This window comes from Naasia lichenicola, assembly GCF_004801885.1.
Taxonomy (GTDB): domain Bacteria; phylum Actinomycetota; class Actinomycetes; order Actinomycetales; family Microbacteriaceae; genus Naasia; species Naasia lichenicola.
In genome coordinates this window covers 65827-79081 of the sequence record NZ_SSSM01000006.1, presented here as the reverse complement: position 1 = coordinate 79081, position 13255 = coordinate 65827, and the positions used below count along the sequence as shown (strand labels likewise).

Sequence of the window (13255 nt, the reverse complement as noted above, 5' to 3'; positions counted from 1 at the left end):
AGAAGTGGCATCTCGATCTGGCGATCAGCTAGGCGATCCGTTCGAACACCATCGTCGCCTGGATGCGATCGCCGCCCGCGATGAGTCCCTTGCTGCCCGATGCGGCGGTCGTAATGGTGTGCAGACGGTAGCCGAGCGCCGCCTGCGCATTGATGGACTTCTCGAGCTCGGTGAGATTGCCGGAGCCTGTGCCCCACATCTTCTCCTTGAGCACGACCTGGATCACGACATAGCTCATACCGTTCGCCACGATGAGCGCCTCGCCTTCTTCCGCGCCCCGATGGCGTTCCCGGAGATCACACCGTTCCACCGCGACAGGGGTGATGGAGGTATGCCGCCGGTGTGTCGAGCCTCAGCTTCGGAAGCGGACCTTCATGACGTCGCAGTCCCCGTCTCGCGATGGGAGCGGATACCGCCCGCTACCGGCGCCAGTCCGCATCCGACTGGTCTCGGTTGTCACCGTCCGTCGGTGCGCGGGCTCAGCTCCGTCGTCTGCGCACGCTCAGGCGGGACATCACGATGAACGCCATTCCGAGGGCGAGCATGGCCGCTCCGATGCCCCCAGCGCTGGCTAGTGCGGTCGCATCCACACCCGTGGATGCGAGCACAGGGCTGCTGTCAGCTGACACGGAGGTCAGTGTCTGATTTTGGGTCTGGATCTGAGTCTGCTGGGGCGCGATCACCGGGTCGGGCGCGAAAGCGAGGGCGCTGAGAGTCCCGGCACCGGTGTTGCCGACGTAGGCGAAATTTCCGCCGGGAGCGAACGCCAGGAGTCGTGCGCCGGCGCCCACGGGAATCGTCGGCAGCAGGGTGTTGGTGGAGACATCGATCACGTCGACGACGCCAGAGGGGCTCGGCACGTAGACGCGGGAGCCATCCGGGCTGAAGGTGACGCTCTGGAGCGAAGCGGCGGCGGCGATGTCGGGGAGAGCAGTGTCGGTCAACACATCGATGGGGGTGATGAAGCCGCCGTTGGCCTGGCTGGCGTAGGCCTTGTTTCCATCGGGGCTGATCGCGACTCCGTACGGCCGGCCCGACAGGGGAATCGTCCGGGTGACCGCGCCGCTGGCCACGTCGATGACAGAGATGTTCGACGTGCCGTAGTTCGCGACATACGCCTTCGCACCATCGGGGGTGAAGGCGACGGCGACCGGTGCCGAGAACGCGCCGGCGATGGGGGCGGCGAAGGTGTTGGTGACCGTGTCGAACACCTGCACCGTGCCTCCGACGTCGGCGACATAGGCCTTCGGCGCAACCGGGTCGAGTGCGATGAAGAATCCGGAGGATGAGGTGCCGGTCGGCGGAAGAGGAACGGTCGTGACGGCATTGTTCGACAGGGTGATCACGCTCACCGATCCCGTGCCGCTGCCGTAGTTGGCGGTGTACGCGGTGAGGCCGTCGGCCGAGATCGCGATGGACAGCGGATCGTGGCCGACCGGGATCGAGGTCCCGATCTGCTGGTTGGTCGCCGGGTCGACGATCGCTACAGCGCTGTCGCCGCTCAGGGTGACGTAGGCCCGGGTGCCGGTCGGGTTGAATGCGATACCGACGGGCTGGGAACCCGCGCCAGAACCTACCTGCACGGTCGGGCCGGGCGTCACGACCGACGCGGATGCCGGGGCGAGGCCGATGGCCATCGAGCCGACGATCGTGATCAGCAGTGCGGGAACGGTGACGACTGCACGCAAAATGCCTCCAAGGCCGTGTGCACCGTATCGGCCTGCCCACCTCGCGAGCGGCGGCGCGCGGTGAGCGAGAAGCAACGCGCGGATTCCGCGAGATCGCAGCTGTCGCTTGGCGGCGATGAGAACACCGTGCAGAGGATGAGGAGGCGGTCGACCGTCGGGCCCAGTCGTCGAAGCGGAGGGGCGGTGTCCCTCCGAAGCGCACGAGCGGGTGCGTCTATCCTTCGCGCTGTGTCAGATGGACGCTCACCGAATCCCCGGCGTGCTTGCCGATTGCATCCTGCACCGACTTCTTGATCGCCAACATGTGTCCACCCTTGTGCGGCAACATCGACGTGGAGATGGTCTCACCATCGACCGTCGCGATGACCTTCACCGCCTTGCCCGTGCCAAGCACCGCGTGGGAGTCGGCCATGATCGCGCAGGTCCACTTGTGCGGTCCCATGTCGCCCTGCAGCACTGACGTGAATGAGTGATCGAGCGGCTGAGCTGTCGTCATGCGGTTCAAGCTAGCCGTAAACACGATGCTGCTGTGAGCCCTCTTCGCAACGTCATCCCGACGCCCCGGCCGGCTCCGCGTCTTCGCCTCAGCTCCTCGGCGCTGCGACACCGCGCTCCTAGTTGTTGAAGCGGAACTCCACGACGTCGCCGTCTTGCATGACATAGTCCTTGCCCTCCATGCGGGCCTTGCCCTTGGCGCGGGCCTCCGCGATCGAGCCGGTGGCGACGAGGTCATCGAAGCCGATGATCTCGGCCTTGATGAAGCCCTTCTGGAAGTCGGTGTGGATGACCCCGGCCGCCTGCGGGGCGGTCCAGCCCTTGCCGATCGTCCAGGCACGCGACTCCTTGGGGCCGGCCGTCAGATAGGTCTGGAGCCCGAGGGTGGCGAAGCCGATCCGTGCCAGCTGATTGAGGCCGCTCTCGTCCTGACCTGTGCTCGCGAGCAGCTCGGCGGCGTCGGCGGGATCGAGGTCGGAGAGCTCCGACTCGATCTTCGCGTCGAGGAAGACCGCCTCCGCGGGCGCGACCAGTGCGGCGAGCTCCGCCTTCTTGGCGGGATCGGTGAGCACCGCCTCGTCCACGTTGAAGACGTAGATGAAGGGCTTGGCGGTGAGGAGGCCGAGCTCGCGGATCGGAGTGGAGTCGAACTTCGCGGCGGACAGCGTCGTACCGCCGTCGAGGATCTTCTGCGCGGCGGTCGCCGCTTCGAGCACCTCGGGGCCGAGCTTCTTGCCCTTGATCTCCTTCTCGAAGCGCGGGATCGCGCGCTCGAGGGTCTGCAGGTCGGCGAGGATCAGCTCGGTGTTGATCGTCTCGAGGTCGCTGGCGGGGTTGATCGCGCCGTCGACGTGCACGACGTCCGAGTCCTCGAAGCCGCGGACGACCTCGGCGATCGCGTCGGCCTCGCGGATGTTGGCGAGGAACTGGTTGCCGAGCCCCTCCCCCTCGCTCGCGCCGCGGACGATGCCGGCGATGTCGACGAACGACACCGAGGCGGGCAGGATCCGCTCGCTGTGGAAGATGCCGGCGAGCACCTCGAGGCGCGGGTCGGGCAGGCTGACGACTCCGACGTTCGGCTCGATGGTCGCGAACGGGTAGTTCGCCGCGAGGACCTGGTTGTTGGTCAGCGCATTGAAGAGCGTCGACTTGCCGACGTTGGGAAGGCCGACGATGCCGATAGTTAGAGCCACGGGGGTCTAGGTTACCGGCGCCCGCTCACCGGCGCTGACCTGCGGTTCCGGCTCAGCGGCGAGGACCGAGCGCTGCGGCCATCCGGCCGACGATCTCGCGCAGGATCGGCTTGGACGTCGCGATGTTGAGTCGCACGTGGCCGGCCCCGACCTCGCCGAAGGTCGCTCCCCCATTGACCCGGACCCCAGCCTGCTCGAGCAGGAGCTCGGCGAAGTCCACGCTGGCGCCGTCCGCGCCCTGATAGGCGGACAGGTCGATCCAGCACAGGTAGGTCGCCTCGAGGGGAGCCACCCGGGCCAGCGGAAGCGCCGATCGGATCTCGGCCAGCAGCACGGCGTAGTTGCCCTCGAGGTAATCCCGCGCGGTGGTCAGCCACTCGCGACCGTCGTTGTAGGCGGCTGTGTTGGCGCGGATTCCCGGAGTGCTCGCGCCGTGGCTGATCAGGCGCGTGATGCGGGCCCAGATCTCGCGATCCCGGTCGTTGCTCATGATGAGCTGCGCGCATTTCAGCCCCGCGAGGTTCCAGGCCTTGGATGCTGAGGTCGCGGTGATGGCGACCCGCGCCGCTGCCTCGGAGACGCTGGCCAGCGGGGTGTGCCGGTTGCCGAAGAGGGTGAGCGGAGCGTGGATCTCATCGGAGAAGATCCGGGCGCCGTGCGAGTCGACGAGGTCGGCGAGCGCCTCGAGCTCATCGCGGCGATAGACCTTCCCGGTCGGGTTGCCGGGATTGGCGAGGATGACGAGTCCCGCGCCGGCGCCGAGCTCGGCGTCGATCCGGCCGAGGTCGAGGCTGAAGCCCGCGCGCTCGTCGCGGAGCATCGGCACCTCGATCACGTCACGGCCGAGGGCGCCCGGCACGAAGAGGAACGGGTGGTAGGCCGGTGTCGGAACGATCACGGCGGCTCCCGGTGCGGAGAAGTCCGTGATGGCCACCTGCAGTCCGGCGATCACATCGGGCAGGAGTGCGACATCGGCGGTGTCGATCCGCCAGCCGTACTCGTCGGCGTACCAGCGGGCGGTGGCCGCCGTCAGCTCGGCGATCATCGCCGGCGATGCGTAGCCGAACTCCAGGTCGCGGGCGGACCGCTGCCATGCCTCGAGCACCGGCGGCGCCGTGCCGAAATCCATCTCGGCGACCCAAGCTCCGAGCACCTCGGGATGGGCGGTGGGATCCCACTTCGCACTGGCGCGACCGCGCAGCTCATCGGCGGTGAGCGCATCCCACTCGTCTGGTTCGCCGGTCACTGGTGTCCTCTCGGCCGGGTCGGGCACAGCTGCCGGATCAACGCTACCCACCACGCCACCGAGGATCCGACCGTCGAGCTGGAGGACGGCTGCGGGTTGCCGCGGGAGCGGCGGGGCGGGGTCGCGGCGTCGGAGGTAGGTGCGAGCCTCATGGCGTGACGATGGATTTCACCGCGATCGATTTCGAGACCGCCAACCGCTCCAGCGCCTCCGCCTGCTCGGTCGGGCTCGTGAAGGTGCGCGACGGCAGAGTCGTCGAGCGGGATTGGTGGTACATCCGTCCACCGGCAGGGCACGGTGGATTCCTCGAGTGGAACACCAGGATCCACGGCATCGAGGAGCGCGACATCGAGACGGCGCTCGTCTGGCGCGAGCAGCTGCCCGATCTCGTGGAGTTCGCCGGAGACGACGTGCTCGTCGCACACAACGCCGGTTTCGACATGGCCGTGATCCGGGCTGCCTGCGAGGCGAGCTTCATGCCGACTCCCAGCTACTCGTACCTCTGCAGCCTCCAGGTCGCGCGGCGCACCTACGCGCTCGAGTCGTACCGGCTGCCGATCGCCGCGATGGCGGCCGGCTTCGAGGACTTCCGGCATCACGATGCGATGGGAGACGCCGAGGCGTGCGCCGCGATCGTCATCCACGCCGGGCGCCGCCACGGGGCGGATGGCATCCTCGACCTCGCCGCGATCACCCGTGCCCGGATCGGCCGCATCGGCAGCCTGCTCGACGTCGCCGTTGCCTGACGAGCGCTCGGCCTCCCGACAAAGCGCATCGCCGCGGACACAACGCTGCGCTGAGGACGAAACGCGGCCGGGTACCAGCGCGTTTTGTCCGCAACGCCGCGTTGTGCGTTCGAGCGGCTCGGCGGGTCAGGCGTTCTGGGGGAAGCCCAGGTTGATGCCGCCGTGGCTCGGGTCGAGCCAGCGGGCGGTGACCGCCTTCTGCCGGGTGAAGAAGTGGAACGCGTCGGGGCCGTACGCCTTGGCGTCGCCGAACAGCGAGTTCTTCCAGCCGCCGAACGAGTAGTACGAGACGGGCACCGGAATCGGCACGTTGATGCCGATCATGCCAACCTCGACCTCGTTCTGGAAGCGCCGCGCGGCGCCCCCGTCGTTGGTGAAGATCGCCGTGCCGTTGCCGTACTGCGATGAGTTGATCAACTCGACGCCCTCCTCATAGGTGGCGACGCGGACGACGGAGAGCACAGGTCCGAAGATCTCGTCGGTGTAGACCCGAGAGGTCGTCGGCACCTTGTCGATGAGGGTGGCGCCCAGCCAGAAGCCGTCGGCCTCGCCGTCGACCTCGATGCCGCGGCCGTCGACGACCAGTTCCGCGCCGTCTTCGACCGCCAGATCGAGGTAGGAGGCGACCTTGTCGCGGTGCTCCTTGGTGATCAGCGGGCCCATGTCGCAGCCGCGGGTGCCGTCGCCGACCTTGAGCCCGGCCACGCGCTCGGTGATCTTGGCGATCAGCTCGTCGGCGACAGGCTCGACGGCTACGACGACGGAGATCGCCATGCAGCGCTCGCCGGCGGAGCCGAAGCCCGCATTGACGGCGGAGTCGGCGACGAGGTCGAGGTCGGCGTCGGGCAGCACGAGCATGTGGTTCTTGGCGCCGCCAAGGGCCTGGACGCGCTTGCCGTTCTTCGCCGCGGTCTCGTAGATGTACTGGGCGATCGGGGTGGACCCGACGAAGCTGATCGACTTGACGTCGGGGTGCTCGAGCAGGCCGTCGACGGCGACCTTGTCGCCGTGCAGCACGTTGAAGACGCCGTCGGGCAGCCCCGCTTCGGTGAGCAGCTCAGCCATCCAGTTGGCTGCGGACGGGTCCTTCTCGCTCGGCTTGAGCACAACGGTGTTGCCGGCCGCGATGGCGATCGGGAAGAACCACATCGGCACCATGGCCGGGAAGTTGAAGGGGCTGATGATGCCGACGACGCCCAGGGGCTGGCGCAGGGAGTAGACGTCGACGCCGGTCGACACGTTCTCGCTGAAGTCGCCCTTCATCAGGTGCGGGAAGGACAGCGCGAATTCCACGACCTCGAGGCCGCGCGCGATCTCGCCGGCAGCGTCGGAGAGGACCTTGCCGTGCTCGGAGGTGAGGATGGCTGCCAGCTCGCCCTTGCGCGCGTTGAGCAGCTCGCGGAAGGCGAACATGATGGTGGATCGCTTGGCGATCGAGGTGTCGCGCCAGGCGGGAAACGCAGCCTTGGCGGCGGCGACGGCCGCTTCGATCTCGGCCTCGTCCGCGAGCACCACGTCGCGCTGCTTGACGCCCTGTGCGGGGTCGAACACGGGACCGGTGCGGCCGCTCGCGCTGGGGTGGTTCTTTCCGTCGATCCAGTGCTCGATGAGGCTCATGCGATCACTCTATTAGCGGCGCGCGGGGCCACTGGAACGCGGTGTCGGAGGGCACCGCGACACTGTCCCCATGGATCCCGTCCTCACCCTCCTCGTCGGCCTCGCGCTCGGCGCCGGCATCGGTGCGCTGCTCGCCTCGCTCGCTGCGCGCGGCCGCCGATCCAGCGCTGAGAGCCCCGAGCTCTCCGCCGCCCGCCATGCTGCCGAGCTCGACCGGCTGCGCGCGGAAGAGGCAGTGAGCCGGGCGTCGCTGCAGGCCGAGCTCGCCGGCGCACAGGCCAGCGCGCACGGCCTGCGCGAGCAGCTCGGCGCGGCTGAGGATCGTCTGCTCGAGTTCATGGAGCGCACCGAGGCCGAGCGCGAGGCCCGCGCCCGACACGAGGCCGACGAGAGCAGAGTGCTCCAGGCGCTGAGTCCGGTGCAGGAGTCCTTGCGGATGATGCAGACCAAGGTCGACGAGCTCGAGACCCAGCGGGCTCAGCAGCACGGCGAGATCGCCCAGCGGCTGCGCACTGCCGCGGAGTCCGAGGAGCGACTGCGCAGCACCGCGGAGTCGCTCGCATCGGCGCTGCGTTCCAACAGCACGCGGGGCGTGTGGGGCGAGACCCAGCTGCGCAGCGTCGTCGAGGCCGCCGGCCTGCTCCAGCGCGTCGACTTCGACGTGCAGTCCAGCATCAGCTCCGATGCCGGAGCCGGACGCCCCGACATGATCGTCCGGCTGCCCGGGGGCAAGAGCATCGCCGTCGACGCGAAGGTCCCGTTCACCTCATACATCGAGGCGGCCGCGATCCCCGTCACCGCGTCGGATGCCGAGCTCGCCCGCAAGGCGCTGCTGATGAAGGCGCATGTGAAGGCGGTCCGCGATCACATCACCGCCCTCGGTTCGAAGGCCTACTGGGACGGACTCGAGGCGAGCCCCGAGATGGTCATCGCCTTCATCCCGAGCGAATCGCTCGTCTCGTCCGCGCTCGAGGCCGACCCGTCGATCATGGAATTCGCCTTCAGCAAGCGGGTGGCCCTCTCCTCCCCCGTGACCCTGTGGTCGGTGCTCAAGACGGTGGCCTTCAGCTGGCAGCAGGACGTCGTCACGCAGGAGGCCAAGACCCTCTTCGACCTCAGCAAGGAGCTCTACGGACGACTGTCCACGATGGCGGGGCACGTCGACAAGCTGGGCCGCTCCATCGAGCGCAGCGTGAAGGACTACAACGTCTTCGTCGGATCGCTCGAGCGCCAGGTGCTGCCCTCCGCCCGCAAGCTCAACGCCCTCGATGAGTCGAAGCTGCTCGCCGAGCTGACGCCGATCGAGGAGACCAAGCGCGAGCTGACCGCCATCGAGCTCACCTCCCCGCTGGATGAGACCGAGGACCTCGACCTCGTGGACTACGAGACCGCGCCGGCCCCCATCGCTGCGATGGATGCCGTGTCGGCGTCCGATGCCCGTCGCCTCCGCGAACTCGATGCGGTCGCACCGGCAGCCGACGCGATCGATCCCTTCTCTCCCCTGCCCGCTCGCCAGGACAGGCGCACCGCCTGATCCCCGACGGTCTCGCCTCCTGGTGACCTGACGCGAATGGCGGGTGCACGAAGCGTCAGTTGACCCGAGTGGCGGGTGTCAGGCGTCACCACCCACCATTCAGGTCATGTCACCGGCAACGCCGTCAGATGAACGCGTGGCGCGGACTGTCGTGATCCGCGCCCGTCCCTACGCCATCCCTGCCGGAGCCGCTTCCGCCGGAGCGGCCTCAGCGCGAGCCGCTTCCGCCGGAGCGGCCGCCTCGGCGGCCGCCGATCCGTCCTCATCGTCGGCCGGCGCCGCGAACTGGGCCCGATACAGCCGCGCGTAGGCGCCATCCGCCAGCAGGAGCTCGTCATGGGTGCCCTGCTCCACGATGTGCCCTGCCTCCATCACGAGGATGAGATCGGCATCGCGGATCGTGGAGAGCCGATGCGCGATCACGAAGCTCGTGCGGTCCCGACGCAGCTCGGCCATCGCCCGCTGGACGAGCAGCTCGGTTCGTGTGTCCACCGAGCTGGTCGCCTCGTCGAGGATGAGCACGCTGGGTCGGGCGAGGAAGGCCCGCGCGATAGTGATCAGCTGCTTCTCACCGGCACTCACATTCGACGCCTCGTCATCGAGCACGGTGTCGTAGCCGTCCGGCAGCGCATGCACGAACCGGTCGACGTAGCTGGCGCGCGCGGCCTCGAGCAGCTCCTCCTCCGTCGCCTCGGGGCGGCCGTAGAGCAGGTTGTCGCGGATGGTGCCGCCGAAGAGCCAGGTGTCCTGCAGCACCATGCCCGTGCGGGAGCGGAGGTCGTCGCGGGTCATGGCCGCGATGTCGACCCCGTCGAGGGTGATCCTGCCCTCGTCCACCTCGTAGAAGCGCATGACGAGGTTCACCAGGGTGGTCTTGCCCGCGCCGGTCGGTCCGACGATCGCGACCGTCGATCCGGGCTCGGCGATGAGCGAGACATTCTCGAGCAGGGGCACGTCGGGCGCGTATCGGAACGAGACGTCCTCGAAGGCGAGCCGTCCGGTCCGCGTCAACGGCGAGACCGCGGGCACGGGATCAGCTATCTGCTCGGGCGCATCGAGCAGCTCGAAGACTCGCTCGGCGCTCGCGACGCCCGACTGCAGCAGGTTGGCCATCGAGCCCAGCTGGGTGAGCGGCTGGGTGAACTGTCGGGAGTACTGGATGAAGGCCTGCACGTCGCCGAGGGACATGGAGCCCCCCGACACCATGAGTCCGCCGACGACGGCGATGGCGACGTAGACGAGGTTGCCGACGAACATCGACGCCGGCATGATCAGGCCGCTGATGAACTGCGCACCGAAGCTCGCCGCGTAGAGCTTGTCGTTCGTCTCACCGAACCGGTTCATGATGTCGCGCTGCCGCCCGAAGACCTTCACGAGCGCGTGCCCGCTGAACGCCTCTTCGATCTGCCCGTTCAAGACGCCCGTCTCGCGCCACTGGGCCACGAATCTCTTCTGCGAGCGCTTGCCGATGACGGTGACGAGGCCGAGCGTCAGCGGGATGGTGATGAGGGCGATGAGTGCCAGCAGCGGGGAGATGAAGAACATCATCGCCAGCACGCCAACAACGGTCAGCAGCGAGGTGATCAGCTGGCTCATCGTCTGCTGCAGGCTCTGCGAGATGTTGTCGATGTCGTTGGTGACCCGGCTGAGCAGCTCGCCGCGCGGGGTGCGGTCGAAGTAGCTGAGCGGAAGGCGGTGGATCTTCGCCTCCACCTCCTCGCGCAGGCGATAGACCGTGCGCTGGGTGATCCCGTTGAGCACGTAGCCCTGGAGATATCCGAAGATCGACGCGAAGACGTAGAGCAGCAGCACGATACCGAGCACCATGCTCAGCCGGCTGAAGTCGATGCCGGCGCCCGGGTCGAGGGTGAGTCCGCGAATGAGATCGGCCCGCTGCGTGTCGCCGCTCGCCTCGAGCTGGGCGATCACCTCGGCCTTGGTCGCCCCGGCCGGCAGCTGCGACGAGATCACGCCCTCGAAGATGATGTTGGTCGCGGTGCCGAGCAGCTTGGGACCGATGACGGACAGCACCACGCTGATCACGCCGAGCGCGACGACGATGATCACTCCCGCGCGCTCCGGGCGCAGGCGTGCGAACAGACGCTTGGCGGACGGGACGAAGGACATCGCCTTCTCGGCCGGCATGCCCATCCCGCCGAAGGGACCGCCACGGCCAGGGCCGCCGCCCATCGGCGGACGGACGGGCGCCCGCGATGCGGATGCCGGTGCGGATGACGTTCCGGACGACGATCCTGTTGCCGGCGCGCTCATGCCGCCTCCTCCACTGCCAGCTGGCTGGCGACGATCTCGGCGTACTCCGCCGAGCTCTCGAGCAGCTCCTCATGGGTGCCCGAACCGACGACTCTGCCGTGGTCGAGCACGATGATCCGATCCGCGGACAGGACCGTCGCCACCCGCTGGGCCACGACGATGATCGTGGCATCCCCGACCGAGCGGGCGAGCGCAGCCCGCAGCCGTGCGTCTGTCGCGGTGTCCAGCGCCGAGAACGAGTCGTCGAAGAGGTAGATCTCCGGTCGCTTCACGAGCGCTCGGGCGATCGCCAGCCGCTGGCGCTGACCGCCGGACACGTTGGTGCCGCCCTGCGCGATCGGGGCGTCGAGCCCGCCGGGCATGGCCTCGACGAAGTCCCGTCCCTGCGCGATCTCGAGCGCCTCCCAGAGCTGCTCGTCCGTGGCATCCGGGTCGCCGAAGCGCAGGTTGCTCGCGACCGTGCCCGAGAACAGGTAGGGGCGCTGGGGCACGATTCCCATCCGGCTGTGCAGCAGATCGGGGTCGAGCTCGCGCACATCCACGCCGTCGACCAGCACGGCGCCGCCCGTGACGTCGAACAGGCGCGGGATCAGGTTGACGAGGGTGGTCTTGCCGGCGCCCGTGCTGCCCACGATGGCCGTGGTCTGTCCGCGATGCGCGGAGAAGCTCACCTCGTGCAGGACCGGCTGCTCGGCGCCGGGGTAGCTGAAGGTCGCGCTGCGGAGCTCCACCTCGCCGTGCGAGCGGAACTCGGTGATGGGCTCCACCGGCGGAACGACGGAGGTGTCCGTTCCCAGCACCTCGCCGATCCGACCCGCGGACACGGAGGCCCGGGGGGCGAGCACGCCGATGAAGGTCGCCATCATGACCGCCATCAGGATCTGGATGAGGTAGCTGAGGAACGCGGTCAGCGCCCCGACCTCCATGCCACCGTCCTGGATTCGGTAGGCGCCGAACCAGAGCACGGCCACGCTCGAGACGTTGAGGATCAGCAGCACGGTCGGGAACATCAGGGCGAACAGCCGCCCCGCGAAGACCGCGGTCTCGGTGACCGCGGCGTTGGCGTCGGCGAAGCGGCCGACCTCCTCGTCCTCGCGGACAAACGCGCGGACTACCCGGATGCCGGTGAGCTGCTCGCGCAGCACGCGGTTGACGGTGTCGATCCGCGCCTGCATCTTCTGGAACTGCGGAACCATGCGGGAGATGATCAGGCCGACCGCGACGAGCAGCACCGGGATCGCGACGACGAGGATCCAGGACAGCTGGACGTCCTCGCGCAGGGCCATGATCACCCCGCCGATGCTGAGGATGGGCGCGGACACGAGCAGGGTGCAGGTCATCAGCACCAGCATCTGCACCTGCTGCACGTCGTTCGTCGACCGGGTGATCAGCGATGCGGCGCCGAATCGGGAGACCTCGCGCTCGGAGAAGTCGCCGACGTGGGAGACGATGCTGGCCCGCATGTCGCGGCCGACGCGCATGGCGATCTTCGCGCCGAAGTAGACGGCTGCGACTGCGCAGACGACCTGCACGAGGGTGATCCCGAGCATGATCGCGCCGATCCGCAGGATGTAGCCCGTGTCACCCACCGCGACGCCGTTGTCGATGATGTCGGCGTTCAGGCTCGGCAGGTAGAGGGAGGCGATCGACTGGCCGATCTGGAACACGACGACGCCGACCAGCAGCGGCCAATGGGGACCGACGTAACGGCGCAGGATGCGCATGAGCATGTTCAGACCTCGTTCTGGGTGGGTCGGGTGCCGGTGCGGAAGTACGGCTCGCCTTCTCGGGTGGCGCCGAAGACGATCAGATCTGCGAGCTCGGCGGGCGAGAACTCGTGTGCGAAGTTGAGCGGAGGCAGCGCGGATGAGAATGCGACCAGTCGGATGTAGTGAGCCAGGCTGTCGATCGGGATGGCGAGCCGATGCTCGTCCCCCGCGAAGAGCTCCCGAACGACGTCGATCCATTGGCTGCGAGCGGCGTCGGCGACCGGCGGCCGCGATCGCAGACCGAGACCCGACATCACCGACCTGATCTCGGTGAATCTGTCGCCCAGGGCGACGATCACCGCGGCGACCTTCTCCTCCAGTGGCAGATCGAAGGGGATGCTGCGCAGCGCAGCGAGCAGAGGAAGCGGATCGAACAGCCGGGCGATGGCAGCGTTGATCAGCGATTCCTTGTCGCCGAACGCACGGAAGATCGTCCCTTCCGCCAGGCCGGCTGCGTCGGCTATCTGACGGGTCGACACCCCGTAGCCATGCTCGCGGATGAGTGGGAGGACGGCATCGAGGATGGCATCGCGCCGGTCGTCGGGCGCGAGCGGACGTGCGCGGGCTCTCGTCTCGACGTCTTCGACCATTCCGCCACCGTAATGAGTGAGCACTCACTCCGCAACGATGGATACAGGATCATCGACCTGACGTGCGACCTCGTTGATCGAGTAGGGCGCCCCGCCCCCGTATCCA

The 13255-nt window shown here is 68.1% G+C and carries 11 protein-coding genes; 2 read left to right on the top strand and 9 right to left on the bottom strand.

Translation table 11 applies throughout. The features are described 5' to 3' along the window. Nucleotides 1–28 precede the first annotated feature (28 nt). The 5 genes from E6C64_RS16600 to E6C64_RS16580 all read right to left on the bottom strand — a co-directional run bounded on the left by E6C64_RS16600 (nucleotide 29) and on the right by E6C64_RS16580 (nucleotide 4622). Nucleotides 29–250: a DUF4177 domain-containing protein gene (locus E6C64_RS16600; RefSeq protein ID WP_233255690.1), complete on the bottom strand. Its 222-nt coding sequence runs from the start codon at nucleotides 248–250 to the stop codon at nucleotides 29–31. Nucleotides 251–479: 229 nt separating this feature from the next. Continuing rightward, nucleotides 480–1688 (bottom strand): YncE family protein, encoded by a 1209-nt coding sequence (locus E6C64_RS16595; RefSeq protein WP_136428807.1) that lies wholly within the window; start codon nucleotides 1686–1688, stop codon nucleotides 480–482. Nucleotides 1689–1902: 214 nt separating this feature from the next. Then, the gene (locus E6C64_RS19150) at nucleotides 1903–2184 is read right to left on the bottom strand and encodes a DUF1905 domain-containing protein (RefSeq protein ID WP_158437910.1); all 282 of its coding nucleotides are present in this window, start codon (nucleotides 2182–2184) and stop codon (nucleotides 1903–1905) included. Between the two features lie 118 nt (nucleotides 2185–2302). Continuing rightward, nucleotides 2303–3376 (bottom strand): redox-regulated ATPase YchF, encoded by a 1074-nt coding sequence (gene ychF, locus E6C64_RS16585; protein ID WP_136428805.1) that lies wholly within the window; start codon nucleotides 3374–3376, stop codon nucleotides 2303–2305. Nucleotides 3377–3428: 52 nt separating this feature from the next. Continuing rightward, entirely contained in the window at nucleotides 3429–4622 is a 1194-nt protein-coding gene (locus E6C64_RS16580) for a MalY/PatB family protein (RefSeq protein ID WP_136428804.1), read from the bottom strand. A 161-nt stretch (nucleotides 4623–4783) separates the two neighbouring features. Between E6C64_RS16580 and E6C64_RS16575 the strand changes: the two genes are divergently transcribed. Further along, nucleotides 4784–5368 carry a 3'-5' exonuclease gene (locus E6C64_RS16575; protein WP_136429293.1) on the top strand — a complete coding sequence of 195 codons (585 nt, stop codon included), beginning with the start codon at nucleotides 4784–4786 and terminating at the stop codon, nucleotides 5366–5368. A 126-nt stretch (nucleotides 5369–5494) separates the two neighbouring features. Here the strand turns inward: E6C64_RS16575 and E6C64_RS16570 are convergent, their stop codons facing one another. Beyond that, nucleotides 5495–6985, bottom strand: coding sequence for a CoA-acylating methylmalonate-semialdehyde dehydrogenase (locus E6C64_RS16570; protein WP_136428803.1), 1491 nt, complete (start codon nucleotides 6983–6985; stop codon nucleotides 5495–5497). A gap of 70 nt (nucleotides 6986–7055) precedes the next feature. Here E6C64_RS16570 and E6C64_RS16565 point away from each other — a divergent pair, with 70 nt between their 5' ends. Then, nucleotides 7056–8519, top strand: a complete 1464-nt coding sequence (locus tag E6C64_RS16565) for a DNA recombination protein RmuC (protein WP_136428802.1) — start codon at nucleotides 7056–7058, stop codon at nucleotides 8517–8519. 168 nt (nucleotides 8520–8687) lie between these two features. Here E6C64_RS16565 and E6C64_RS16560 read toward each other — a convergent pair whose 3' ends face one another. The 3 genes from E6C64_RS16560 to E6C64_RS16550 are packed head-to-tail and all read right to left on the bottom strand — an operon-like array spanning nucleotide 8688 to nucleotide 13149. Beyond that, nucleotides 8688–10790 (bottom strand): ABC transporter ATP-binding protein, encoded by a 2103-nt coding sequence (locus E6C64_RS16560; RefSeq protein ID WP_136428801.1) that lies wholly within the window; start codon nucleotides 10788–10790, stop codon nucleotides 8688–8690. Beyond that, a complete protein-coding gene (locus E6C64_RS16555) occupies nucleotides 10787–12520 on the bottom strand; it encodes an ABC transporter ATP-binding protein (protein WP_136428800.1) in 1734 nt (577 codons plus the stop codon). The genes E6C64_RS16560 and E6C64_RS16555 overlap by 4 nt, the downstream gene beginning before the upstream one ends. Before the next feature lie 2 nt (nucleotides 12521–12522). Continuing rightward, nucleotides 12523–13149 carry a TetR/AcrR family transcriptional regulator gene (locus E6C64_RS16550; RefSeq protein WP_136428799.1) on the bottom strand — a complete coding sequence of 209 codons (627 nt, stop codon included), beginning with the start codon at nucleotides 13147–13149 and terminating at the stop codon, nucleotides 12523–12525. Nucleotides 13150–13255: the final 106 nt, after the last annotated feature.